The sequence below is a fragment of the Planomicrobium sp. CPCC 101079 genome, from assembly GCF_007859275.1.
GTDB lineage: Bacteria > Bacillota > Bacilli > Bacillales_A > Planococcaceae > Planococcus.
In genome coordinates, this window is the sequence record NZ_VOHC01000029.1 from 141259 (window position 1) to 166668 (window position 25410).

Genomic DNA, 25410 nt, shown 5'->3' on the forward strand with positions numbered 1-25410 from the left:
ATGGAAGCGGTATTATAAAAAACAACAGTCGGACGTTTTTTTCTTTTGCTCTCGACAATGCTGGCTGCACCGTTTCACCAATCTGTCTATACCAGGGGGACTGCAAATTGCCATATCAATTAGGTCGGAACTTTAAGATTTTTTCGTTGAATTCGAATCCGGAACTGGCACAGGAAATCGCGGATATCCTCGGCTGCAAGCTCGGCAAAAGTTCGGTCACCCGGTTCAGTGACGGGGAGATCCAGATCAACATCGAGGAAAGCGTGCGGGGGACGGAAGTTTATCTGGTCCAGTCGACGTCCCAGTCGGCAAATGAACATATCATGGAGCTTTTGATCATGATCGACGCCTTGAAGCGGGCGTCCGCGAAAACCATCAACGTAGTGATTCCGTATTACGGCTATGCGCGGCAGGACCGGAAAGCGAGTTCGCGCGAGCCGATCACGGCGAAACTGGTCGCCAACATGCTGGAAACGGCGGGGGCGACGCGCATTATCACACTGGACCTTCACGCACCGCAAATCCAAGGGTTTTTCGATATGCCGGTGGACCAATTGTATGGCGGAACGATTCTGGCCGATTATTTCCAGGAGAAGAACTTGGAGGACGCAGTGGTCGTGGCGCCAGATAACGGAGGACTGGGGCGGGCCCGCAAGCTCGCGAGCCATTTGGATGTTCCGCTCGGATTTTTGGATAAGCGCCAGCCGGAACCGGGCGCGCCCGAAGTGATCAACGTTGTCGGGGACATCAAAGGGAAGAACACCATCATCATCGTCGACATCATCGATACTGCGAACACGATTGAGCTGGCTGCCAGAGTCTTGATCGAGGGAGGCGCAAAAGCGGTCTACGCCTGCTGCACGCATCCGGTCTTATCGGGAACATCCATCAAAAAAATCGACGAGGCGCCGATCACGGAACTTATCGTCACCAACACCATCCAGGTGGCAGAAGAAAAACGCATTCCGAAACTCACTATTCTTTCCATCGCCCCCCTCTTAGCTGAAGCGATTGAGCGCGTGCACAACGAAAAATCGGTGAGTCCTTTATTTGAATAACCGCACCAGCCGTATAAAGCGGGCCTCCGGTAAGGTCAAACTTACCGGAGGCCCGCCTTTTTCTGCCTGAACGGCCAAAATTAAAGGACAGAATTCGACAATTGCTCAAATTTAGTCCGCCGATTGGTTAAAAACGGCTTGTTCCTGTAGACACTCCACGGGAACTTGGTTTACTATCAATAAGGATACTTTTTTAATGTTTTATGATAAATACGATTTAACTTGGGGGCCAGCACATTGTCTTATCAATTGAACGGGGATTTCAAACTGTTTACGTTGAATTCAAATCCGGAATTAGCAAAAGAAGTGGCTGAAATATTAGGCTGCGAAATCGGCAAAAGTTCTGTCACACGCTTCAGTGATGGGGAAATCCAGATCAATATCGAAGAAAGCGTACGGGGCAGTGAAGTATACTTGATCCAATCGACTTCCCAATCGGGAAATGAACATATTATGGAACTTCTTATCATGATCGATGCGCTAAGACGGGCGTCTGCAAAAACCATCAACATCGTTATTCCGTATTACGGCTATGCGCGCCAGGACCGGAAAGCGCGTTCGCGCGAGCCGATTACAGCGAAACTGGTTGCGAACCTGTTGGAAACGGCGGGAGCGGACCGTATCATCACGATGGACCTTCACGCGCCGCAGATTCAAGGATTTTTTGATATGCCTGTGGACCAGCTGCTTGGCGTTCCGATCTTGTCCGACTATTTCGAGGCAAAAGAATTGGAAGACTTGGTCATCGTCGCACCGGACAACGGCGGATTGGTGAGAGCCCGCAAAATGGCCGGCCGCCTGAATGTGCCGCTCGCGTTCATCGACAAGCGCCGTCCGAAGCCGAACGTTGCAGAAATCATGAACATTGTTGGAGATATCGAAGGCAAGAACGCGATCATCATCGACGACTTGATCGACACGGCAGGAACGATCACGCTTGCGGCCAATGCTTTGAAGGAAAAAGGCGCAAAAGCGGTCTTCGCTTGCTGCACGCACCCGGTCTTGTCCGGTCCGGCGATCAGCCGCATCGAAGACTCGGCAATCGAGGAATTGGTCATCACCAACACGATTGCGCTGCCGGAAGAAAAACGCATTTCCAAAATCACGACTCTATCTGTCGCGCCATTATTGGCTGAAGCGATTGAGCGGGTCCATAACGATATATCAGTAAGCCCATTATTCGAATAAAATTTACAATATATGAATACCATAGAAAAGACGGCGTTTTGGCAGGAAGTTTGCCAAAACGCCGTTTTTTTATATATGGAAGACGCGCCGGAAGGGTGCTAAAATTTAACTTAAAATAAAGTGCTTGAGCCGGGTAGCAAATAGGCAAGAGAGGTCAGGGGGAATGCCAGTGGAGCGGTTTTGGAGTGAAGATGCGGCGTACTTGCGGCCATTCGATGTGAACCACTGGGTGTATATCGCGGTCTTGCTGGCGGTGTTCATCCTGTTGGTCCGGAAAAAAGCCTTTGTCCGCGAAAAACGGAAGAAGATCAGCATGATAGTGCTCACTGTCTCGTTGTTCCAGCAAGTGCTTTTGTATACGTGGTACTACTTTGAAACAGGATTTCATCTCTCCGTGTCGCTGCCGCTCCACATATCGCGGATCTCGACCCTGCTCGGCATGGTCTACCTGCTGACGAAAAACGCAAAAGTGATGGACATACTGTTTTACTTCAGCCTTTTCGCGTACGGGTCTTTCCTTTATCCGATGCGCGTCTATGCCATCGAACACGTTATGGGCCAGTCGTTTCTCATCAACCATATCATTACGTTATTGTTGCCTTACTACGCCCGCATGGCATATGGCTGGAAACCTGCGCCTTTCAGCTTCTTGAAAGCCTACGCTGCTTTTCTCGTCTATTTCGCCGTCGTGCTCATCGTCAATCCGCTCGTCGACGGCAATTACTTCTACTTGAAATTCCGGCCATTTTTCAAAAACTGGCCGGAATTGGCCTACAATACGACTATTCTTGTGGTGGTATTTGCGGGGTTCTGGGGAGTGTACTGGATAGTGGAGCGCTGGACGGGGAAGCGTAATCTGCCGCTAGATAACCAAATATCAGAGAGAAGATGACTGAAAAAAGAGCGCCTCCTTAAGGAGACGCTCTTTTATTTTTTTGAAGGATGAGGATTGGTATAGTGGAATCAGCAACCGAATCTATCGAAGGAGGAAAAACGAATGAAAATAGTTGTGGCACCGGATTCGTTCAAAGACTCGCTGTCGGCGCAAGGCGTCTGCAAAGCGGCCAAAGAGGGGATCCTGTCTGTATTCCCGGACGCCGAAGTGATCGAGCTTCCTTTGGCCGACGGCGGCGAGGGAATCATGGAAAGCATGGTATATGCCACGGGCGGCAAAACAATGAAAACAGAAGTGCACGATCCGCTGCTCCGGAAAATCGAGTCGGCCTACGGCGTCCTCGGCGACGGCGAGACCGTCATCATTGAAATGGCTCAGGCATCCGGGCTGCTGCTGGTGAAGGAAGAAGAGCGCAATCCGTTGATCGCTTCCAGTTTCGGGACGGGTGAGCTGATCCGTACAGCACTCGATGCCGGCTACCGCAAGTTCATCATCGGGATTGGCGGTAGCGCAACGAACGACGCTGGAGCGGGGATGCTGCGGGCGCTTGGCATTAAGTTCTTTGATGCAGCGGGCAAGGAGCTGGAGGACGGCGGCGCGGAGCTGACCCGGCTTGTGCGTCTTGATGACTCGGCTTTGGATCCGCGCATCGGGGAGTCGACATTTTTGGTGGCGAGCGATGTCCGGAACAAATTATGCGGCCCGTCCGGCGCTTCCGCCATTTTCGGCCCGCAAAAAGGGGCTGCTCCGGATATGGTGGGCCAGCTGGATGCCGCACTGGGCCATTTTGCAGATGTGGTTTTAGAAAAAAACCGTGTGGACCTCAGGAGCTTCGAAGGCGGCGGCGCGGCGGGCGGCATGGGCGCATCGCTTATTGCGTTCCTGCACGCCACGCTGCAGTCGGGAATCGATTTGGTCATGGAGACAATCGGTTTTGCTGAAAAGATCAGAGGGGCGGATTTGATCATTACCGGTGAAGGCCGGCTTGATGCGCAGACGCTCGACGGCAAACTTATCACCGGCATCACGAAAGCTGCAGGAAATGCGGGGGTGCCAGTTGTTGCGCTTGCCGGCTCTCAAGCTTTGTCCAGCGAACAAGTGGCGGAAATTGGGCTCGTCGCCGCTTTTTCAATCGTCTCCGGCCCGTGCACCGTCCAGGAAGCGATGGCGAAAGCTGAACCGCTGATTACGGAAAAGACCATTGCGGTCATGAACTTATTGAAACTTTTCAAATGAATACTGGAATACCGTAAAATCAGCAATGCATGAAGTGCTGATAGAATAGGCAACCGTTCAAAGTTCATATAGAAATAGAGGAATGTTCATAAAGTGCTAAGGCATAGCTGCAAACTTTTTTCTTTCAAATAGCCCATATGTTTCACTTGGTTTCATTGCTATTCTTTCCGAATTTCTCATCTCTTGGAGAAGAAAGCTGATAGTACGCTCGAGAGAAGCAAGAAAAGCCGGTTGACGGGTTTAAAAAATGCCACAGAATTACAACAGGAAAGTTCAAATAAAATGAACTAGAAAAAAGTGCCTTGCTCAATCGAACCGAGCACTTTAAACTGTGCCGATGTTTGTGGCCGGATACGTAGAACTTTAGATTAGAAGGCCATTTAAAATGCAGAATTAGAGTAATGGTTTATACTGAAGGCTAGCAGGACATACGATTTTAGTGGAAGAGGGGAAGAGGAATGAAACTTATCGCTATTGATTTGGACGGCACTTTGCTGTCCCCGGAAATGGAAATTACGAAAGAAAGCCTCGAAGCCATGCGGGAAGCGCAGAATCAAGGGAATATTGTGATGATCTGCTCCGGCCGTGCACCAGAGGATATCCAGCAAATTCTTAGGAAATACGATTTTTCAATTCCGCTGGCCGGAAGCAACGGAACGGTTGTACAAACCCAGGAGCGTGTTTTGAAAAGAGTTTCTATGAACAGGGAAGATGTCGGTAAAATTGCAGAGAAATTAGATGATGAAAGGACGCCATATCGAATCTACACCGATTCCGGAATTTACATACCTGCAGACTGGTCGGAACGAGTGGAGCTTGCCATGAAAGAGGAGCAGATCGAAGTCGAAGGCCTTCCAGATGAAACTTATCAAAGAATCACTGAAAAACCGCAAAAATCCAGCCTTATTAACTTTTTCGATCATTATAGTGAATTGGTTGACGAGAAAGAATTGACCATTCAAAAATTCTTTGTGCTGACGTTGAACAATAACGTTAAAACGGCCTTAACTGCTTACCTGGAGGGCATTTCCACCATTGGTTTCACTTCTTCGCACCCTTTGAATATTGAAGTGATGGACCAAGATGGAAACAAAGGAAACGCCCTGAAAAGAGTGGCCGAGCATTACGGCATCTCCCTGAATGATACCGTGGCCATTGGGGATAATTTTAACGATATCCCGATGCTTGAAATGGCCGGGCTCTCTGTTGCAATGGGAAATGCAGAACCGCTGGTAAAAGAAATTTGCGATTTTGTTACCCGCTCGAACGCTGACAATGGCGTAGCTTATGCAATAAACAACTACGTATTGAACAAATAAAAATTCAATCGAAGCTGGCTGGTTGAAAGTTTGCCGGGAGGTTTCAGCATTGGAAATTCTGCACTTCCTATTACGGTTATAAAGTAGCCGCAGCTTATAGCGTTTGGAAATGTTCTTAAAAACTGCATTTCGATTGTACTTCGATTTTAAAGGGGATCTTTCAACTGTCCGTTGTTGTGACCTATAATTAAAATTTAACTCTATTGAAGCAGGAAGGCCTTTGTCGATATTTAATTTGGATAGCAATTTTTGTATGTATGAGTAGTTAGATAGTGAAAGGAAATCAAAAGTGAATTCTTCTATTGATAAACCAGCCATGGATTTCTTGGGAAACAGAGAACTTTGCATCTGGAGGTATTATGAAATTTGTTTTATTATTCGGTCCTCAAGCCGTTGGCAAAATGACGGTGGGCCACGAACTTGAAAAGCTAACAGATCTTAAGCTGTTTCATAATCACATGACGATCGATTTGGTACACCCATTTTTTGGCTTTAATGCAGAAACGTGGCGGCTCTCCGATATGTTTCGAGAAGAAATTTTCAAAGCGGTCGCCCAAAGTGATTTGGAAGGCATGATTTTCACCTATGTATGGGCGTTTGATTCAAAGAAAGACTGGGATTTCGTCAGAAAAACACGTGCTATTTTTGAATCGGCAGGCGGAGAAGTTTTTTTGGTGGAACTGGAAGCAGAGACAAGTGAACGGCTGCAGCGGAATCGAACGCCCCATCGGCTTGAACATAAACCGACCAAACGAAATCTAGAAGAATCTGAATTGCATTTAATCGAAACCTTGGAAAAAAATCGATTGAATTCTTTGCCGGATGAAATTCAAGAAGAAAATTACATACGGATTGATAATACATGCCTGGATGCTTTGACTGTAGCTAAACAGATCAAGGACCGCTTTGCCTTATAAAAACATGACGGGATGAGGATGCCTCGCATGCAATGAAGATTCCAAAGCAAGCTCTGATACCATTGAACCGCACAACGAAACTAATCCCAGAAGGTAATTTTGTCGTTGCAAACGAATATATGATATTGGAAGGTTAAAACAATACTAGGAGATGATTTATTATGTGTGGGATTTGTAACTAGACATATGGAAAGAGATGCATCTTTATCAAAACACCGGGAAGTTCTTTTGAATACCGCCTTGAAGGATTTGACAGCCGATTCAAATGTGCTCGCAATTTATCTGGGAGGTTCATTAGCAAAAAAGGACTTTGATAATTACTCGGACATTGACTTGCATACGATTGTGAAGCCGGAAAAGAGAGCGGAATTCATTGAGAATAAGCGCAATAGGGCAGAAAGATGGGGAAGCGTGCTATTTCATGAAGATGCTAATCCATATGGTCCGGTAGTGGTCACGCACTATGACTGTTTCGTCAAAGTGGATAGCTGGTATCATGCTCCTGAAGAAATCATGCCATCCATCTGGTTAAAAGGGTTAAAGGTGCTTCACGATCCGAGCAGCATAATAAGTGCAATCCTAAAAGAATCATCTGATTTCACATACAAACTTTTGGCCGAAGAAGTAGAATTTTGGAAAGGGAAAATTCTTGCGTTTACTCATGAAACTTATCGGGCAGTCATGAGGAGGGAATTGTACCATGCAGCATCTAATTTAGATAAAATGCGTTGGCTTATTGTTTCCGGCTGGTACATGGAGATGGACGAACATTTTGATGCGCCTTATGGAAGTTGGTCAAAAGTGGAAGGGAAAAGAAGTAGATTAGCTAAAGAGCAGCTATCTCTTTTGGGAAATTGGAGATGTGGGGGAGAGGCGGACTCAATCATGGAAACAGTGGTAAGCATGGTTCCTGAAATCCTTAGACTGAATCAGGTCTTAAGTGAAAAAGTGGATATTGAAGCTAACGAAGAACAATTTAAAAAGATACTGGAATTTAGTTATTGAACAGTCCTTGGTTACATACAAATTTTAAGTGCAGTAGTGGCAAGAAGGGAATGGATAGCGGTGAAGGATTATTTGATCGGTGCCATTCTATCGGCCGTTTTGATGGTTGTATTGTTCGCCATTGATGCAACAATAGACGATCTTGTAATGTTCCTGAGCGCCCCGATTGCGTTCTTGGTCGTGCATGTGCTGATTTTGGGTGCCGCCATCTTCTTATCGCTGCCTGAATTCACCCATAAGCAAGTCCGGCGTGGAATAAACTTCATGAAAAAGCTGAACTTTAGAAACCAGTTCAGCTTTTTTGGCTTGTTGTTATTTTTTCTATCCCGCTACACATAAATGATCTTGCTGGAGCCATGAACTGCTTTATTTGTAAATTCGGTAAGCGTCCTGATCCGATTTTTTTGCTTCGTATAACGCCATATCGGCATACTTGATCAGCTGTTTTTCATTGGTTGTGTCATCAGGATAAAGGGAGATGCCGATTCCTGCACCTATCGGGATTTCGAATCCATTATAAATTAATGGTGTTTCAAACGATTTCAGAATCCGTTTTGCCGTGTTCTCGGCTATTTCCAGTGAATCGATTTCAGGTAAAATAACCCCCATTTCATCACCGCCCAAACGTGCGGCTGTATCGATAGGGCGGACGCAGTCCTGGAGCCGGACGGCCATTTCTTTAATCACGGCGTCTCCGGCATCGTGCCCAAATTGATCGTTAATTTGTTTAAACTTCCGCCCATCGAGCAGCAAAACGGCCACTTTTTTGCCGGAATGGTTTGCTTGATCGATGGCTTTCTGCAGTTTGTCATCAAAAGTGCGCCGATTTGGTATCCCGGACAGATGGTCATAGAAAGCCATTTTTGCAATTTTATCTTGAAGCCTTCTTCGTTCCGTAATATCTCTCGCAATTGTAAATAATTGCTTCACTTCTCCCTCCGCTAAGACAGGAGTTGGGGAAACTTCCATCCAAATGTAATGGCCGTCTTTATGCAAAAAACGGATTTCGACTGGAACCGGTTTGCCGCCATCAATGAGCGAAGTCACGCTTTCCATTAAATCAAATGCATCTTCAGGGTGTACATTTGTAGTGAACGGGCTGCCGATATAAGTATGATCGGGATACCCCAGAATCTTTTCATTTGCAGGCGAGACGTATTCAATCAGCCCTGAGAGGTTAATCAGTGTAATGATGTCAAACGTGCTTTCCGTTATAAGTTTGTATTTCTCTTGGCTTTTCTGCAGTTCCGCTTCGGCTTTTTTAAGTTCTGTCACATTTTTATAGATGATGGTTGCACCGATGATTTCTTTGTCGGCATTTCGCACCGGTGAATAGGAAGAGATGATATTCAACGGTTTTCCCGTCTTGGTTATGCGGATTGTTTCATGGGAAGTTACGGTTTCGCCTTTAACAAGACGATCTATGACATCGAATTGGGCAGTTTTCATATGCTGCGGGATTATGGTGCCTTTCCCGGTTGTCATTTCTTCTTCCGTGTATCCAAACGTTTCTTCAAATGCGGGATTTACTTTCAAGATATCGCCTTTAGTGTCGATGTAAAAGATAGGGTCGGTGGAATTTTCCCAGAACACTTCAAGCTCTTCTTTTGTTTCAGTTAAAGCTTTTTGCGCACGATTCATTTCAGTGATATCGGTCACGATGCCGTGGATGCCGACCACTTGCTCATCTACAATAATGGGAATGTTCATCGCCTGAAGATCGATTAACTGGCCATTTTTGTGGCGGAAGGTCAACTCATAACGTTCAGGCCGCTTTTCATTTATGGCTTTATAAAAATGATGCCGCACTTTTTCTGTTTCTTCAGGTATGATGACCGACAAGAACGATTTGGGCAGCAATTCAGTTATTGGATAGCCTGTAATGTTTTGGGATCCTGCATTGATGCTTTCTAAATTCCCTGTCCGATCAAAAGTGAATATCCCATACGGATGGTTATCGAATAATGATTTATACCGCTGTTCGCTTTCCCGCAAAAGGCGCTCCATTTTTTTCTGTTCGGTAATTTCTTTGGCAATGGCATAGATTCCAATTACTTTTTCTTCGATAATAATGGGAATCGTATTCACTTGAAATATGGCAATCTGCTGATTTTTCTTGCGAATGGTGGTTTCAAATTCTACGGCATCGCCCTTTAACGCCTTCTCAAAATTTGCAAGAGTCTCCTCCAAATAACTATCAACTACTAAGGAAACAATGGATTGGCCGAGCAGTTCTTCTTCGCTGAATCCAGTGGCTTCGTTAACCTTTTTATTGATGCTGATGAAGTTTTTTTGCTGGTCAAATTCAAAAACCGCGTACGCATTATTTTCTACAAGGGAATTCAATCTTGTGCGTTCTATTTCTGATTCTTTTTGCCTCTTTTGAAGGTCCGTCTTTTTACGCTCTCTTTCGGTGACGTCTCTTACGATGGCTAATATATATGTGCATTGTTCAGTTTCTCCCAATATCGGGTTAAGCATGGTTTCTCCGATGAATTCACTATCCGCGATTTCAATTCTTTCGGTAAACTCGATAGGCTTTCGAGTAGTTTGTACTTTTCGGTATTGCCGGATTATTTTTTGGCTTAGCTCGGGCAGAAACACTTCTTCAATTCGGCTTCCAATAACTTCTTGTAAAGGAAGCATGGCCAAGCCGGATGGGTTTACGTATACATAACGAAAGGAATCATGATCTTTCTCCATCAAAAAAACCGGGTCTTTGATCAAATCAAAAAGAGCGGTAGAAACCAAAATGTCCTTCCCAATTTTTGCTGAAAAGTGGTTCATAAATAACGTTCTCCCTTCGGTAAATAAAGGCAACAGTTTTTCAACTCGACTGAATGCGATGTTTTCCGTTTTCTGATATTGTGTGTTCGCAAAAGCTGATAGACAACTGTAGACGCGGCCGAGGCCAGTTTGTTCCTCCTCGATACCAGTAAGTTTCTATAAAATAGCGAAGCGTAAAAGAATTTTGGTGACGTCAATTTCTGAAAGCCCGAAACTATGGAAGAAATGGGAACTCAAAAAGTTCTTCTATAGTTAAACGTTCATTTCAACTTTTTAGATTTCATTTAGTTGGCTGGAGAGTTGAAGAATCTTCCTTAATAAATCTTTTTTGAAACAGTTATTATTTTCCATATTTCAAGTGTAAATGATTTGCCTCTCGCAAGATAGTGATTACTCGAATCTTTTTATAATTTTACAAGTATTTAAACATATTCAATATTTATCAGCGGTTTGTTGTTAATCTGAATTTGCCTGCTTGATAAAAGCGTTGCATATAAATCATTCATTTTATAAGGAAAGCCAGGTATAAAAAGAAAGATCCACAATTGTTATTTTTGCTGAAGAAATGTGTTCAATAAACAAACATGGACCATCCGTTCTAAGAAATATAATCGGGAAAATAGGAGCCAGTTATCCAAATGAAAAGCCGCATGGTGAAAATAAATTTTTCAGGAAGAGCAAAAACTTGATTGTAAGTTGATGCTCTCTTTTCTTGTTCATCGATGTGCATTTTTATGGACGGTTTATAAAGGGGGGAGGTCAAGGTATATAAGGCTTTTAATGGACAGCAAAAAATAAAGAAGTATTTTAGCAGAAAAAAGGTATTTAAATTGCTAAAACCAGCATTTAGGTATAGTCTCGAGTTGAAAAGTTTAATTATTCTGTCTATTTAAATGGATTATACATAATTATAAAAAAGGCGGTCGTTCTTGAATCGATTTTTCTGCTGATTTTTAATTGGTTAACCCCGAATAATGGGAGGGTTGGAATGACAAGCGCTATTGCTGAAAAATCACCTATTTTTTATAGAAGGTTGCCGGGGTGGGGCGTTAGCCATATGGCTAAAGGAAAGAAAATCGCAGGAATGGTTCCTTGAAAAGCAAACTATGAAGGGAGCGTTAATCCATGAAAGCCAGTGTCCACAAAACATACGGACCTCCAGGAGTTATGGAGCTTAGGGAAGTGGAGAAACCGATGCCCAAAGACGACGAAGTGCTGATAAAAGTGTATGCAACAACGGCGACCACAGGGGACTGTAAAGTCAGGCGGGCGGATCCATTTGCCGTAAGGTTTTTCTACGGAATGAAAAAACCTAAAATCGGTATATTGGGATCCGAGCTTTCTGGAGAAGTGGAAGCGACGGGAAAAGATATCAAGTCATTCAAAAAAGGAGATTTTGTATTTTGCGGAACGGGAGGAAGCCTGGGGGCTAATGCCGAGTATGTGTGCATCAAAGAAAAAGGGGCAATTGCCATAAAACCGGATAATATGACGTTTGAAGAAGCTGCTTCGGTGCCTTTCGGTGCCACTACTTCCTTGTTTTTTCTTAGGGATAAGGGGCATATCCGGGAAGGTCAAAAAGTGCTCGTTTATGGTGCTTCCGGCGGGTTGGGCACTTACGCGGTGCAGCTGGCTAAAAGTTTCGGGACAGAAGTTACGGCGGTCTGCAGTACGGGGAATATTGAACTTGTGAAGTCATTGGGAGCTGATTGGGCTATTGATTATACTAAGGAGGATTTCACTGAATCGGGTAAATTATATGATCTAATTTTTGATACGGTGGGTAAGACTTCATTCTCGAAATGCAGAAACTCCCTGAAGGAAAACGGGATTTTCCTTGCTGCAGCAGCTGGTTTGCCGCAGTTTGCGCGGATGATGTCGACGTCTGTCAGAGGCGGCAAAAAACTGAAAGGCGGAGTGGCGTCGATGCGCAAAGAAGATTTGCTTTTCCTGAAAGGGCTGATTGAAGCAGGGAAGATCAAGTCGGTAATAGATAGAAGTTATCCGTTGGATCAAGTGGCTGCGGCTCATAGCTATGTTGAGACAGGGCATAAACATGGAAGCGTTGTTATAACTTTGACACATCCTAATTGAAGACAAATGGCAGTGAATATCAACAGCAGCAGTCAATATATCACCATTTTTCAAAAGTTCCAGATGATTCCACATACAAAAAAGGAAGAGAAACTGCTTAGGATTGAGCAGGATCTCTTCCTTTTTGCGAAGAAGCAAATCTTACTGCCTTGCATTTTTCATCAATGCGAAAACAATTGAGAGAGGATGTAAAGAGCCATAGCCCAGACAATCAGCGCGGACAGTTTGTTTATTTTCTTTAAAAGCCTGCCGCTTGCATCGAACTGGCCGACCTTTCTTCCTGCAAGCGCCAGTGAAAAGAACCAGATCCAAGAGACGCCGATAACCGCTGCTGTGAAAAACCATTTCTCGTCCCCGGAATAAACGAGTGAACTTGTGCCGATCACCCCGATGATATCCATGATGGCATGCGGATTCAACAAAGAGACGGATGCTGCAAACATGATTTGCCGCTTTGCAGAAAATCGGCTGCCTTTCAGATCCGTGCCCGTTTTCGGTTCGGTTTTCCACATGGCCCATCCCATATACATCAAGAAAAAGAAACCAACCAAAAATAAGGCTAGTTTTAGCCACTCAAAACTGAATACGATGACGGAGACGCCGGCAATCGCCGTGTAAATCAAAGCCGTGTCGCAAATTCCGGCAGTGATAACAGCGGGCAACGCATGCATGAATTTTTTATTGGTCGCACCTTGATTGAAGACAAATACATTTTGCACGCCTAACGGCAGAATAAGGCCGAAAGCTAAGATGATGCCATGGATAAACGGTTCCACTAGTTTCTCCTCCTAATCGTCGACTTTCTTAGCTTAAGGCAAAAGAGCCGACTTGTCTCCAGCCAAATGATTGGAAACTGACCCAGCCATTTGGCTATACCGGACGAAACGAGGGGGAAGATGCCTGAAAGGAACTGAAAAGGGCATCGGCCATGCCGCTGTATCCAAGTGCATATCGGAAAAGCGAAATCATGGATGGGGAATGAACCTTAAGCCCCAATGTTCCCGAGCTAAGAACGCTGGCAGAACAATTGAAGCGAACCGAGTGCCATCGTGTGGCTATTTTCAGACGCCTATCGAAGCGGGGCACGGATAATAATTACATGCGGAATAATTAGAGGCAACATAAATTAGAGCTCAACAAGTGATGGATTTCCTCCACAAAATGTACTTTAAGGTTTTTTTAAGGATTGTACAAGATAATCTTACTTAAGCTAAATGCGTTAAGTAATTAACTGCAGCGGGCACAACTGGATATACTGCAAACCATGGAATCTATGTTGTGTAATATAAACAAATCGGAGGATGTAAATAATGAACAAGAAATTTTTTAAAAGCTTGATGGCTATGACATCACTATGCCTTATGTTGACAGCCTGTTCGAGCACGGAAGAAGACCAGACCAGCAGCGGTGCAACAGAAGAGGCGGCTCAAGAAACGGCACAGCAAACATCCGAAAGCGGGGCTCCTTCTGGTGAGAAACCGGAAGGCGCATCATCTGGGATGATGGGCGGTGGGGCAGTCGATAAAAGCAGCGATACGGAACTGCAAGCCATGATTTCTGAAGTGGAAGGGGAGTTCGAACAGCTGGAGTTCACCGATCCGGAAACAGGGGAGACGTTATCTTATAACTTGTATACGCCGGAAAACTACGATCCTTCAAAATCATATCCATTAGTCACATTCATTGCGGATTCCAGCGTTGTTGGCGGAGACGTTACTGCTCCATTAACGCAAGGATACGGCGGGTTGATCTGGGCTACGGATGAGGAGCAGGCAAAGAACGAGAGCTTTGTACTGGTGCCGCAATATCCGGAAGTGATCATTGATGACCATGGCAGCTTTACGACAACCGAGTATATTGAAATGACGAAACGGCTGCTGGATTCCGTCACATCCGAGTACAGCATCGATGAAAACCGGCTGTACGGCACAGGACAATCCATGGGCTGTATGACTTTGATGTATTTGAGCGCAGCATATCCAGACTTGTTTGCAGGCCAGCTCTTTGTATCGGGCCAGTGGGATGCCAATACGCTTGAACCGTTGGCAAGCCAAAACTTCTTCTATATCGCCGCAGCAGGCGATGAAAAAGCATCAACCGGACAGGAGGAGCTGCTGGCAACGTTACAGAATGCCGGCGCGTCAGTAAGTACGGCAACTTGGAATGCTGCATGGTCAGCCGAAGAATCTTCAGCTGCAGTAGAGAGTATCCTTTCTGAAGGAAACAACATCAACTTGGCAACATTTGAACTTGGAACCGTCTTGCCGGAAGGGGTAGAAGTCGGTACAAGTGAACATATGTATTCCTTTGATTATGCTTATAAAATAGAGGCCGTCCGTGACTGGCTATTTGAACAGGTGAACGAATAATAAAGACGTTCCGTCAATAACGCCAAGCCACTGCCTGGAAAAAGCAGCTGAAGAAAAGAAATTTAGAGAAGGGCGTTTTTTCGCCAATCACATCAATTGTCCGTAAAAATTAATTTTATGCTAAAATAAGGATAAGGATTTTATGCAGGCACCTCGCCTAGCACTGAAATCCTTATTTTTAATTCTCAATAATTCTATTTAAAGGTAGTTCTTCGCAAGCCCGCGGAAAGCGCAGCCGTTTTGCGGAGTGTTAATACAGCTACTTAGCGCGGGCTATACAAGAGATAAAGTAAACTTGGGGTGAAAGGAAGTTACAATGGCTAATATTCTATCTAAACGAACGATCGTTATTATTTTATGGGCTGCTTTTTTTGCAGTGATGGGGCTAATTGTTTTGCCCGCGTCCGTACCACTTATTTTTGCTTTCTTAACTGCACTGATATTAGAGCCGGCGGTCAGGCTGTTGCATCAGAAGAAATTCTTCTCCAACCGAAAGCTGGCCGTTTTAACCGTCTTTGTCTTATTTACCTTCATCCTCGGGTTATCCGTTTATTTCATTGTCGCTATTTTAGTCGGGGAAGTAGCCAGATTCATTGAAAATATTCCATATTACATAACAGAAATAAACACGATTTGGGTTGGCTTTGAAAATAATCTTTTTGGCAAAGCGGACAATTTGCCTGAAAGCATCCTTGTAGAGCTGTCTCTGTATGTCCAGAACTTCTTTGATACGATAAAGCTGAAACTTACAGAAGTGTTCAGCTTGGAAAAGATCGGTACATACCTAAAAAACATTCCAAATCTTTTGGTAAGCCTGATTGTTTATTTGATTGCATTGTTTTTGTTTTTACTCGATCTTCCCCGGATAACAGAAAAATTCTTCGGCTTGATGACAGCCAATACTGCCGCTAAATTTCAATTGATGACATTGAAAATGAAGCAAGTTTTTGTCGGGTTTTTGAAAGCCCAATTCTATGTCAGCATCTATATTTTTGCGGTTGCCTTGATAGGGCTTCTGATCATATCTCCAGAAATAGCGCTTGTGATGGCCATTATTATCTGGATTATTGATTTGATTCCGCTAATCGGTTCCATTATCATACTCGCTCCGTGGTCGCTGTATTATTTTGTAGCAGGAGATACGTTCTTTGGTGTGCAGTTAGCAATCCTTGGAGTGATCCTTTTAGTGGTCCGAAGAGTGATGGAGCCTAAGGTGATGGGCACCCATATCGGATTGTCGCCATTAGCCACACTAATCGCTATGTTTCTTGGTTTGAAGCTTTTCGGATTTTTAGGCGTCATCCTAGGGCCGGTTTTGATCATCCTCTTCAACTCGCTGAAGGACGCCGGGATCATACGTTTGAATTTTAAAGTATAAAGTGTTTCTCTTTATAGAAAATATTAAACACATCAAAGTAATTGAAGCAAAAGGAGGAGCTACTGTGCACATATGTAGGTCCTTCTTTTTTATTCGCAGCCGTATACTGCTGTGGACGTTCCAAGATTGATAAAATAGTAATACGTATTTGATAATGCTACGATTAAAGTATAAGGAACAACGGATGAATATCGATTTGTCATACCTGCAATAATAAGGGAGTTGTAATTTAAGCAATCAAAATTTGAAGGGATTGACCTCATGGAACTCATCGGAACTTTGTTATTCTTAATTTCTGTTATGCTGATTATCGGCGTATTAGCTACGAAATTCTCCTCGAAATTAGGGCTTCCTGCTCTTATTCTCTTCTTGGTGGCGGGGATGGTCCTCAACCGGTTCATGTATTTTGAAGATGTGCAGCTCGTTCAATTTATTGGTACATTGGCTTTGATCATCATACTTTTTGATGGAGGGACGCAGACGAAATGGGGAAAAATGAAACCCATTCTTGGTCCAGCCAGCTCATTAGCAACGCTTGGTGTTTTGCTTACAACATTTATAACGGGTGTCGCTGCCATGTACATCCTGGACTTCTCACTGCTGGAAGGGCTTTTGTTGGGGGCCATTGTCGGTTCCACAGACGCAGCAGCAGTTTTTTCTGTCTTGGGCAACAAAAACTTCAACCAGCGGTTAACGGCTACATTGGAGGCGGAGTCGGGCTCCAACGATCCTATGGCAGTGTTTCTTACCGTTGCGCTCATTCAATTGATACAAATGCCGGACATGTCCATTTGGGTCGCCATCGGAAACTTCTTTATACAGATGGGCCTCGGCCTTGCGATCGGTCTTCTTTTAGGGAAAATCTCTGTATTTGCCATTAACAATATTAAGTTGGACACTTCGAGTTTATATCCCATACTTGCAATGGGAGCGGCGGTCTTCACTTTTGCCGTAACCGACTATCTTGGGGGAAGCGGACTGCTCGCGGTTTACGTCATGGCAGTATTTGTTGGAAACAGCGATTTAACCCACCGGTTTTCCATCCTGCGATTTAATGAAGGGTTTGCCTGGATGATGCAGATTATCATGTTTACGCTGCTTGGGCTGCTTGTCTTTCCGGGACAATTGATCAGCGTTTTCTGGAGAGGTATTTTGATTGCCGTTATTTTAATGTTCATCGCGCGGCCCCTTGCTGTATTTATCAGCATGCTGTTCATGAAATACAATTTCAAGCAAAAATTATTCATCTCATGGGCGGGGCTGAAAGGGGCTGTCCCGATTGTTTTGGCCACCTATCCGATTGTGGCGGGAATAGGCAGCAGCAATCTGATATTCAACACGGTCTTTTTCGTTGTCTTGATATCCGCACTCATGCAAGGAAGCACATTGTCCTGGTTGGCTGAAAGGCTAAAGCTGACTGGGGATGAGGACGATGGGAGCGCAAGCGTCGAATTAATAAATCTTGGAGACACGGATTCAGAAATCATGAAGGTGACCATTCCAAAGCAATCACCCGCAGTCAACATGTCTTTGACGGACTTGACCTTGCCGGATCACACGTTGATCATTGGAATAACCCGGAAGAAAAAATTGCTGACGCCAACGGGATCGTCTGTGATTGAAAAAGGGGATACCTTGTACGTGCTGGGAGATAAAGAAAGAAGAAAAGAAGCGAAGCAATCTTTACTGGGAAATACGGAAAGGCCGAAGAAAACCATCTGAAAAAGGGCTGTGAGGAACTCTCCCTATGCAAAAGAGCTTGACTCCAGTCAACTGGACAAGGAGTTGTTCAATCGTCAACTTAGCTTTGGCACTTATCTGACAAGAAGATAGAAGAAGGTGGATTAAAATGAATGTAAAAGGCAATCGCTCCATTCAGCCCTACATAGATTCACCGGAAAAATTGGACAAACTATATCGCCGCGTCATTTTTGTCGCCAGTCTCTCTCAGATTTTCGGAGGTGCTGGTTTAGCTGCCGGAATTACGGTAGGAGCCCTTTTGGCTCAGCAAATGCTTGGAACTGCTGCCTATGCCGGACTGCCCATGGCTTTATTTACATTCGGTTCTGCAGGAACTGCGTTATTGGTTGGCCGGCTTTCCCAGCGCTATGGCCGCCGCTTCGGCCTGACAACAGGTTTTATGCTCGGGGGATTCGGAGGGCTTGGAGTTGTGCTTGCCGCCGTGATAAACAATATTCCTCTCTTAGTCATATCAATGCTAATCTACGGAGCTGGTACAGCAACCAATCTCCAAACCCGCTATGCCGGAACGGATTTAGCCAGCAAAAACCAAAGGGCTAAGGCTGTCAGCATCATCATGGTATCGGCCACGTTTGGTGCGTTTGCCGGCCCTAACATGGTAGGCATTATGGGGGAACTTGCTCTTTCAATCGGGATTCCGGCACTGGCGGGTCCATTCCTTTTATCCGGAACAGCTTTTATCCTGGCAGGGGTGGTCATTTTCCTGCTGCTTCGCCCGGATCCATTTTTGACTGCGAAAGCAATAGAAGCTTACAAACGGGAGAATGGACAGGAAGAAACTTCGCCGGATAGCGCCCAAGCTTACAACAAACAAGGAGTTGCAGCGGGTGCTGCCATCATGGTAGTGACGCAAATGACCATGATTGCGATTATGACGATGACGCCCGTACATATGGAGCATTATGGCCACGATCTTGGGGACATCGGGCTGGTAATCGGCATTCATATCGGAGCCATGTACCTTCCATCGCTCTTCACGGGCATCTTGGTCGATAAATTTGGTTCAACGGCAATGTCTGTCGCTTCAGGGGTGACATTGGGATTGGCAAGTGCCCTAGCAGCATTCGCACCAGGCGAGTCCCTGTTCTCCCTTGTCCTGGCGTTGGCTTTGCTGGGCATCGGCTGGAACATTGGGCTGATTAGCGGAACGACGAAAGTGGTCGAGTCGACGGAAGCTTCAAACCGTGCTAAAACTCAAGGGACCGTGGACGTGTTTATCGCTTTGTCCGGAGCTTCGGGCGGGATATTGTCCGGCATGGTGGTGGCGGGTTCAAGTTATGCTGCGCTGTCATTGATTGGCGGATTTTTGTCCCTGATTTTAATACCGTTCATACTGTGGTCTCGCAGAAGCAACGGAGCTGCACGCACAGATTAGGACAACTGGGCGTGAACCAGGCATCAGGACACTGGGGTGCGTTCAAAGAATGCCAGCACGCACGGATTCTTGTTATTGGAAAACAACTGAGCGGCTAAGGGTGAAATAAGCTCATAGAAAGTAAGGATAACATTCAAAAAAGAGTGGGGGAATCACGTGAATCGTGAAACACCCGCTCTTTTTTCTGTTACAAATGAACATTAATCTCTTTTATTCTTTTCCATCAGTTCAGCCATTTGCGTCGAATCAGGATTCTCTTCATTTTGCAGCTGATCGATGATGTTCCGATAGTCTGTTTCGTTCCGGTTTTGGCTTAACTTATACGCTGCCTGGATTTCTCCTACCTTGATCTTAAATCCGACAATCCCTTTCAGCTCTTTTTCCAATAGCGAAGGGGAGAGTGTATTCCAGAGAACAGGATGCTTGCGATGGTTCTCGTATTTTTCCAGCAATTTCGCCAGGTCCTGTTTCAATTCTTCCTCATCCAAAATGCTGGCCGCGCCGTATACATGGACAGCCTGGTAATTCCATGTCGGAACATTTTCCTGTTCATACCAGGAAGAAGAGATGTAAGCATGCGGCCCCTGGAACATTGCCAATACTTCTTCAGCGGCTTCGAATGTCCGCCACTGGGGATTTCCATAAGCCATATGCCCCGTAATATAGAACACGTCGTCTTCCTTAACTAACTGCAAGGGCAGATGGGTCGCTATTGGGCGCCCTTTCTTTGTGGTAACAAGCGTTCCGAATGAATGCGTTTGGATAAATTCCTGAACTTCGTCAATATTGACGACCTTGAAATGTTTCGGGATATACATGGGGACCCGCCTTTCACAATAAAGTTTTAGTCATGATCAAGTCCACTTGCTCATCATCACCCATATAAAACGAATGGGAACCAGTCTGGACAAATCCCTTTTTCTGATAAAACGTAATGGCGTTTTCATTTTCTTCCCACACACCCAGCCAAATTTCCTTTTTATCCTGTTCCATTGCAGTTTCCATCGCTTTAGCCAATAGCAATTTTCCGAGACCCTGTTTGTGGAATTTCTTTTTCACATAAATGCGCTCGACTTCAAGTGAGTCATCGCCCATTGCTTCTGACTGCGCGTCCCGGGTATTGACCTTCAGGTATCCAGCGACTTCCTGATCCGAATAAACAAAGAAGAATTGCGAAGAGGGATTGGCCAGTTCCCGTTCCAGTTGTTCCAAATTATAAGCCTTATCCAAATAGGCATTCAAATGTTCAGGTGAATTTTGATCTTTGAAAGTTTCGGTGAATGTTACAATACTGATCGCTTGCAGTTCGCGCAGATCTTCAAGGGTACACTCTTTTATCTTTATCATTTCAGCAGGTCGCTCCTTCAGCCTTTTAATAGGTTCTCTTATTCCCTTTTTTTACAGACTCCCAGTCTTTTTCGACATTTTTTCTGATCCGCTGCAGAAGGTCGAAAGCGGCTTTCGCTTCTTGTTCGGAAAACCCTTCCAATGCCACAAGGTTGGAATGATCATTTTCCCTGATGATGAAAGGGTAGACCGATTTCCCTTTCTCTGTCGGAAAGAGTTTTTTTATTTTTTTATTGGCGGGATCTTCTCTCTTTTCGATAAAACCATTTGTTTCCAACTTTTGGATAGCCCGGGTTGCGGTGGATCGGTCCACTTTGATCAGTTCCACTAACTGTTCTTGGATAATTCCGGGATTCTCGCATATCCGCACCAAGTACAGATATTGGCCTTTGGTAAGGTCAATTTCCTTGAATTCGATGTTGCTGATTGAATCGAGTGCCCTGGCTATCATGCCGATTTCGCGTAGGATTTCTTTCATAAGGCGCTCCTTTTTATAAGAATTAGTTGCAAATGCAATAAAAAATGTTATATATTGAATTTAACTTATTTTTGTTGCGTTTGCAATAAAAAACTGATGGAGAGGTTGTGTATAATGAAATATATTTTTTACCTGGCAGGAATTATACTGATGACCTTTGGTATCTCTTTCACCATTCTATCGGAATTTGGAACATCACCCTTCGATGCCGTTTTGGTTGGGCTATCCGTGAAAGTCGGGCTGACGGTAGGAAGTTGGGAGATTATACTGGCTATTCTTTTGATTGGCTGTAATTCGGCTTTAAGGAGGCAAAGGCCGGAAGTTCTGGGATTGGCAACAGCGTTTATTACGGGTATTGGAATTGATCTGTGGCTTTTCCTTCTAAGTAACGTAATCAATCCTGAACATTGGTACAGCCAAATGATTTGTTTTATCGCAGGCCTGATAGTGATAGGGGCAGGAACAGCGATCTATTTGCATACGAATGTTGCACCGATTCCAGTAGACCGGTTAACATTGATCCTGCAGGAATTGACCGGTACCAGTCTTTTCTTTTCAAGAACATTGATCTACTTCGTATTCCTGTTCATGGCTATGCTGCTGAATGGGCCAATTGGCATTGGAACGGTATTAACCGTCTGTTTAGGAGGGGGAATACTCCATCTCTTTATGCCGCCTATCGGAAAAGCGTTGGATGGCATGTTGACGAATCCCAATACATCCCTGCATTAGTTCATACAGCCGAACTGGGCAGCGATAAAAGCATGCTTTACAATAATGGCAAGAAAGTATAAATTCTGATGCTTCTGCTCAACTGAAAATCTAATAATTCTGTCATTATATAGACACAAATCGTTGTCTGCACTTTCTTTATAGAGGGTATACTAAAAGTACAACTCAATAGCCTTTGACTTTATGTCGAGGGGGAGTAGCTGTAGGGAAACCTATTTCACAATCGTCATTACATGGTTCATAGCCATCGGTTGTGATAGCAAATTATTTTGCTTAGCGAGACCTTTGCCTTTTATTAGGCAGGGGTCTTTTTTGTTGGCAAAAATCAAAAGGAGGACGAAAGATGGAAGCGATTTTATTGGAGTATTTATGGGTATTGCTGGTGCTTGTGGCATTGGAAGGGTTGCTGGCTGCTGACAACGCCGTTGTGATGGCGGTCATGGTCAAGCACTTGCCGCAAGAACAACAGAAGAAAGCGTTGTTTTATGGGTTAATGGGGGCTTTCATTTTCCGGTTTGCGGCACTGTTCATGATTACGTTATTGGTCGATGTATGGCAGATCCAGGCTTTAGGGGCAGCTTATTTATTGTTTATCGCGTTTAAGCATATTTACGACCAGCAAAAAGGCAAGGAACACTCCATCGAACCGGAAGCGACAAAAGGCTCCGGTTTCTGGATGACAGTATTGAAAGTTGAATTGGCGGATATAGCCTTTGCGATTGATTCGATGCTGGCTGCCGTTGCGTTGGCGATCACGTTGCCGCACCTCGGCGATATGGCAATTGGCGGCATCAACGGCGGACAGTTTGCGGTTATGTTGGCAGGTGGGTTGGTCGGTATCATCATTATGCGATTTGCCGCCCATAAATTCGTCAAGCTGCTGGCAAACTATCCGCAATTGGAAACCACAGCCTTTGTTATTGTGGGTTGGGTAGGCGTTAAATTGACGGTTCTTACTTTGGGCCACAAAGAGCTTGGCATCTTGCCATACGACTTTGCCCATTCAACAGAATGGAAACTCATCTTTTGGGGCATCTTGCTCGCAATCGTAGCGGTTGGGGCAATAATCAGCGTCAAGAAAAAGAGAGAACAGGAAGTATGATGGCTGAGAGGGCAGCCTTCGGTAAATGACTGCCGCATATTAACGCGATTAGCAGATGGCTCCTATATGCGGGTACTGGCAAAGGCCGGCCTTCGGAGGCGGGAAATTTTATGGCATTCCCATTTGAAGATCACGTCAGTACAGCAGCCTGTTTTACGCCAGTCGAAATAGGCGACACGCTATGATCGAAAACATTTGGACTGAAACACAGGATCCCAATCGGTACTTCACCAATAAGATGAACAACAGATTGAAAAAATCATACTCACCGTTTCAATTGCTGCAGGAGCTGTTCAAAAATAGATGCCGAAAAGGAGGAGAAGACGCTTAATGTCTTTTTCTCTTTTTTTATAGTTCACCTTTAAGCGGAATGCATAAAATTAAATAAAAATTTATTGTAAATCGATAAATACTATGTTAATTTCAAGGTAATAATATTCAGGCGTGTTATCAAGCAAGGATTCATAGACTCTTTCATAAGCTGTTGCTATTCCTGAGGGAATTGCTGTGTTTGCTTTTCTTCTATATCGGCTTTTAAAAAAGCAAAAGAATATCTGATTAATTGTCACAAAATTTAGAATTAAGGTGTCATTAGAGTAAGGGCTTTTTGAAGGGAGGAAATAATGATGGAGGTGACGGCGAATTTGTCTGAAAACAGCATCAATTCGTCAGAAGAAGGCAGATTTCAGCAGTTATTCAAACAACATTATCCTCTTGTCGTTCGAAAAGTACTGGTCATCGTTAAAGAACAATCCATTGCTGAAGATATTGCGCAGGAAGTGTTTGTGAAGTTGTACCATACGGATCCGAAAACCATCCACAATATGCAAGGTTGGCTGACAAAAGTAGCTGTTAATACAGCCTATAATCATCTTCGGACCGAAAAGCGCCATCATGCCCGTGCCGAAAAACAAAAAATCTATGAGAAAAATTCAGCTGGCTCGATTGAGGACAGGTACATGGAACTCGAGGACATTCAGGAAGTCCAAAAAACTTTGATGAAATTACCTGAACGGGACCGCGATATTTTAATCATGAAGTTCTCAGGATACAGCTACGAGGAAATTGCGAAAAATAATGGTGTAGAAAAAATGTCCATTGGAACTTTATTGGCCCGGGCTAAACAACGTTTCAAACAGTCGTATATGGAGGAAAGGAGAGGGGATCGATGACTTGCCATGATATGGGGGTGCTGCAGGCTTATTTGGACGGAGAAGTCAGCCGGGACCAGAAAAAGCAGATCATGAGGCATTTGGAGAGCTGCCGAATGTGCCGCAGCAAGATCGCTGAATTGCAAAACCTTCACGCTTTTTGCGGGAAAATCTTAGAGCCGAAAGACGTGGCTGTTGATACCGATCAGGCATGGGCAAAATTCGAAGAAAATCTTCTAAGAGATGGACATCAGAGGCTGGCGGAAAATAAAAATGTAAAAAACAGAAAGGGGTGGAGTACATTGAAAACGAAAACCAAACGCCTGATTATTGCAGGAGCCGCGGCCGCAGCTATTTTCAGCTCGTTTGCGCATCCTCAAGTCCGAGTGGAAGCAAATCAATTTTTATCATTATTCCGTGTGGATCAGTTTGAGGTGGTGACACTGACGCAAAATGATCTCAGTGAAATCGAGAGCTGGGTTAGTGAAAACAAGGACGGTACGCTGGACTTGAAGGGAATCGGGCAATTGGAAAAGTCAAAAGCCGCAGGTGAACCAATGTACTTTGAAACAAGAGAACAGGCTGAAGAAGCTGGCTATACAGTGCCCGATTTAGGCGGAATCGGCGTTGAGGGAGTCAATGTAATGCCAGAATCAACTATAACGTTTACGTTGAATGTAGAAAAAGCGAATCAATTGTTGGCTCAATTAGGCTCCGATCAACAGTTTGATGCATTATTGGATGGAAAACCTTTTTCCGTCTCGACCTATGAAGCGATTCATACAGACTACGAGACGGAAAGCCAGCGCATTTCTTATATGAGCACAAAATCTCCGGAACTCACCGTGCCAGAGGGAGTGTCTATCGAGCAGTTGAAGGATACGCTGCTTTCTCTTCCATTCTTGCCTGAAAATGTGAAGACGCAGCTGGCGGGCATTGAAAACATTGGAACCACTTTGCCGATTCCATATGCAGAAACAGAAGGATCCCAGATGACTGAAGTCCGGGTAGGTGAAGCCCAAGGCTATGCGGTGGAAAGCGACGAGGCTTCCTATATCGTCTGGCAGGAAAACGGTGATATTCATACGATTTTTACGGATGGTAAAATGGCTGCGGATGAATTGGTTGAGTTGAGTCAACAAGTCAATTAAATGAAAGTAAATCAAAAGTTCAGAGTGGCCTGGTTGCACTCTGAACTTTTTTAATCTGCGCGAGGGG

General features: G+C 44.6%; 23 protein-coding genes. 18 read left to right on the plus strand and 5 right to left on the minus strand.

The features are described 5' to 3' along the window. The first annotated feature begins 107 nt into the window (after window positions 1-107). The 8 genes from FQV28_RS14725 to FQV28_RS14760 all read left to right on the plus strand — a co-directional run bounded on the left by FQV28_RS14725 (window position 108) and on the right by FQV28_RS14760 (window position 7957). Window positions 108-1058: a ribose-phosphate diphosphokinase gene (locus FQV28_RS14725; protein WP_146497257.1), complete on the plus strand. Its 951-nt coding sequence runs from the start codon at window positions 108-110 to the stop codon at window positions 1056-1058. Between the two features lie 237 nt (window positions 1059-1295). Further along, window positions 1296-2246 carry a ribose-phosphate diphosphokinase gene (locus FQV28_RS14730; protein WP_146497258.1) on the plus strand — a complete coding sequence of 317 codons (951 nt, stop codon included), beginning with the start codon at window positions 1296-1298 and terminating at the stop codon, window positions 2244-2246. A 169-nt stretch (window positions 2247-2415) separates the two neighbouring features. Then, complete coding sequence (locus FQV28_RS14735; RefSeq protein ID WP_186763898.1) at window positions 2416-3138, plus strand: YwaF family protein; 723 nt, start codon at window positions 2416-2418, stop codon at window positions 3136-3138. 105 nt (window positions 3139-3243) lie between these two features. Continuing rightward, window positions 3244-4377, plus strand: coding sequence for a glycerate kinase (locus tag FQV28_RS14740; protein WP_146497260.1), 1134 nt, complete (start codon window positions 3244-3246; stop codon window positions 4375-4377). A 458-nt stretch (window positions 4378-4835) separates the two neighbouring features. Beyond that, window positions 4836-5696, plus strand: coding sequence for a Cof-type HAD-IIB family hydrolase (locus tag FQV28_RS14745; RefSeq protein ID WP_146497261.1), 861 nt, complete (start codon window positions 4836-4838; stop codon window positions 5694-5696). Window positions 5697-6055: 359 nt separating this feature from the next. Then, on the plus strand, window positions 6056-6613 hold the full coding sequence (locus FQV28_RS14750) for a DEAD/DEAH box helicase family protein (RefSeq protein WP_146497262.1): 558 nt from the start codon (window positions 6056-6058) through the stop codon (window positions 6611-6613). Window positions 6614-6778: 165 nt separating this feature from the next. Further along, entirely contained in the window at window positions 6779-7618 is an 840-nt protein-coding gene (locus FQV28_RS14755) for a nucleotidyltransferase domain-containing protein (protein ID WP_146497263.1), read from the plus strand. Window positions 7619-7678: 60 nt separating this feature from the next. Further along, on the plus strand, window positions 7679-7957 hold the full coding sequence (locus tag FQV28_RS14760) for a hypothetical protein (protein WP_146497264.1): 279 nt from the start codon (window positions 7679-7681) through the stop codon (window positions 7955-7957). 27 nt (window positions 7958-7984) lie between these two features. On the opposite strand, the gene FQV28_RS14765 is transcribed toward FQV28_RS14760, so the two are convergent. After that, window positions 7985-10405, minus strand: a complete 2421-nt coding sequence (locus FQV28_RS14765) for a PAS domain S-box protein (RefSeq protein ID WP_146497265.1) — start codon at window positions 10403-10405, stop codon at window positions 7985-7987. A gap of 1125 nt (window positions 10406-11530) precedes the next feature. Here FQV28_RS14765 and FQV28_RS14770 point away from each other — a divergent pair. Beyond that, complete coding sequence (locus FQV28_RS14770; protein WP_146497266.1) at window positions 11531-12499, plus strand: NAD(P)-dependent alcohol dehydrogenase; 969 nt, start codon at window positions 11531-11533, stop codon at window positions 12497-12499. A 161-nt stretch (window positions 12500-12660) separates the two neighbouring features. Here the strand turns inward: FQV28_RS14770 and FQV28_RS14775 are convergent, their stop codons facing one another. Next, complete coding sequence (locus FQV28_RS14775; RefSeq protein WP_146497267.1) at window positions 12661-13275, minus strand: LysE/ArgO family amino acid transporter; 615 nt, start codon at window positions 13273-13275, stop codon at window positions 12661-12663. 534 nt (window positions 13276-13809) lie between these two features. Between FQV28_RS14775 and FQV28_RS14780 the strand changes: the two genes are divergently transcribed. The 4 genes from FQV28_RS14780 to FQV28_RS14795 all read left to right on the plus strand — a co-directional run bounded on the left by FQV28_RS14780 (window position 13810) and on the right by FQV28_RS14795 (window position 19382). Further along, window positions 13810-14868 (plus strand): carboxylesterase family protein, encoded by a 1059-nt coding sequence (locus tag FQV28_RS14780; protein ID WP_146497268.1) that lies wholly within the window; start codon window positions 13810-13812, stop codon window positions 14866-14868. Window positions 14869-15184: 316 nt separating this feature from the next. Further along, window positions 15185-16246: a sporulation integral membrane protein YtvI gene (ytvI, locus tag FQV28_RS14785; RefSeq protein ID WP_146497269.1), complete on the plus strand. Its 1062-nt coding sequence runs from the start codon at window positions 15185-15187 to the stop codon at window positions 16244-16246. 261 nt (window positions 16247-16507) lie between these two features. Continuing rightward, window positions 16508-17968 carry a potassium/proton antiporter gene (locus FQV28_RS14790; RefSeq protein ID WP_146497270.1) on the plus strand — a complete coding sequence of 487 codons (1461 nt, stop codon included), beginning with the start codon at window positions 16508-16510 and terminating at the stop codon, window positions 17966-17968. Between the two features lie 127 nt (window positions 17969-18095). Continuing rightward, a complete protein-coding gene (locus FQV28_RS14795) occupies window positions 18096-19382 on the plus strand; it encodes an MFS transporter (protein ID WP_146497271.1) in 1287 nt (428 codons plus the stop codon). 200 nt (window positions 19383-19582) lie between these two features. Here the strand turns inward: FQV28_RS14795 and FQV28_RS14800 are convergent, their stop codons facing one another. Genes FQV28_RS14800 through FQV28_RS14810 form a run of 3 tightly spaced genes read right to left on the minus strand, consistent with a single transcriptional unit; the run spans window position 19583 to window position 21207 of the window. Next, window positions 19583-20200 carry an FMN-binding negative transcriptional regulator gene (locus tag FQV28_RS14800; RefSeq protein ID WP_146497272.1) on the minus strand — a complete coding sequence of 206 codons (618 nt, stop codon included), beginning with the start codon at window positions 20198-20200 and terminating at the stop codon, window positions 19583-19585. 13 nt (window positions 20201-20213) lie between these two features. After that, complete coding sequence (gene paiA, locus FQV28_RS14805) at window positions 20214-20729, minus strand: spermidine/spermine N(1)-acetyltransferase (protein ID WP_146497273.1); 516 nt, start codon at window positions 20727-20729, stop codon at window positions 20214-20216. Between the two features lie 25 nt (window positions 20730-20754). Next, the gene (locus FQV28_RS14810; protein WP_146497274.1) at window positions 20755-21207 is read right to left on the minus strand and encodes a MarR family winged helix-turn-helix transcriptional regulator; all 453 of its coding nucleotides are present in this window, start codon (window positions 21205-21207) and stop codon (window positions 20755-20757) included. 114 nt (window positions 21208-21321) lie between these two features. On the opposite strand from FQV28_RS14810, the gene FQV28_RS14815 reads away from it, so the two are divergent. The 5 genes from FQV28_RS14815 (at window position 21322) to FQV28_RS14830 (ending at window position 25343) form a co-directional block, all read left to right on the plus strand. Next, entirely contained in the window at window positions 21322-21939 is a 618-nt protein-coding gene (locus tag FQV28_RS14815; RefSeq protein WP_146497275.1) for a YczE/YyaS/YitT family protein, read from the plus strand. A gap of 343 nt (window positions 21940-22282) precedes the next feature. Further along, window positions 22283-23041, plus strand: coding sequence for a TerC family protein (locus FQV28_RS14820; RefSeq protein WP_146497276.1), 759 nt, complete (start codon window positions 22283-22285; stop codon window positions 23039-23041). 181 nt (window positions 23042-23222) lie between these two features. Beyond that, window positions 23223-23372 carry a hypothetical protein gene (locus tag FQV28_RS19300; protein WP_186763899.1) on the plus strand — a complete coding sequence of 50 codons (150 nt, stop codon included), beginning with the start codon at window positions 23223-23225 and terminating at the stop codon, window positions 23370-23372. A 295-nt stretch (window positions 23373-23667) separates the two neighbouring features. After that, entirely contained in the window at window positions 23668-24213 is a 546-nt protein-coding gene (locus FQV28_RS14825) for an RNA polymerase sigma factor SigX (RefSeq protein ID WP_186763900.1), read from the plus strand. Next, window positions 24210-25343, plus strand: a complete 1134-nt coding sequence (locus FQV28_RS14830) for a zf-HC2 domain-containing protein (protein WP_146497352.1) — start codon at window positions 24210-24212, stop codon at window positions 25341-25343. Before FQV28_RS14825 ends, FQV28_RS14830 begins: the two co-directional genes overlap by 4 nt. Window positions 25344-25410 lie beyond the last annotated feature (67 nt).